The sequence below is a fragment of the Streptomyces malaysiense genome, from assembly GCF_000980885.2.
Lineage (GTDB): Bacteria > Actinomycetota > Actinomycetes > Streptomycetales > Streptomycetaceae > Streptomyces > Streptomyces malaysiense.
On record NZ_LBDA02000185.1, the window covers coordinates 1 to 830 of the forward strand.

Sequence of the window (830 nt, forward strand, 5' to 3'; positions counted from 1 at the left end):
GGGAGGGCCCCCGGGAGTGACGAAAGAAACCCCGCCCGGACTCCAGCGCGCCGACACCTGACGGGAGCCCGACCCGACGACGGGGAAGAAGGAATCCATGGGCATCCCCGCAACTCCCCACCCCACCCACGGGCTTGTCGTCATCCAGCCCCTCAAGCACCGGCGTTGCTCCGCCTGCCGACGCGGTCCCCTGTCCCTGCTGGTCCTGGAGAACGGTGCCCCCCGCTGCCTCGATTGCGCGGACCTCGGCCATCTGGTCCTGCTTCCGCGTGGTGACACCGCGCTGACCCGTAGGTCGCGGGAGGAGAGCGCGTTGTCGGCGGTGGTGGTGCGGTTCAACCGGCGCAAGGGCCGGTACGAGCGGCAGGGTGTGCTCGTGGAGGAGGCGGCGCTGGTCCGTGCCGAGGAGCGGTGCCTGGCGGACGCGGAGGCCCGGCGCCAGCGGCGGGCGCGGGACGCGCGGCGCAGGGGGGTGGAGGACGAGCGGTTCGCGGCGGCGTTCGCGGCGGAGATCCTCCGGCTCTTCCCGGGGTGTCCGGCGGAGCGGGCGCGGGCGATCGCGGCGCATGCCTCGGTGCGGGGCAGCGGACGGGTGGGCCGCAGTGCGGCGGGGCGTGCGTTGTCCGAGGGGGCGGTGGTCTCGGCGGTCGTGGCGGGCGTACGGCATGCGGACACGCCGTACGACCAGCTGCTGATGAGCGGGGTGCCGCGGCACGAGGCCCGGCGCCGGATAGCCCCGGCCGTGGAGGGTGTGCTGCGGACCTGGCAGGAGACCGGGGAAGAGGATGCGGGCTGATGCCACCGGAGGGCACCGGGGGCACCGGGGGCAC

1 protein-coding gene is annotated in these 830 nt (G+C 74.9%); it reads left to right on the forward strand.

From position 1 onward, the window contains the following. The first annotated feature begins 97 nt into the window (after positions 1-97). Positions 98-796, forward strand: a complete 699-nt coding sequence (locus VT52_RS34830; protein ID WP_071387770.1) for a DUF2293 domain-containing protein — start codon at positions 98-100, stop codon at positions 794-796. The last annotated feature ends 34 nt before the right edge of the window (positions 797-830 follow it).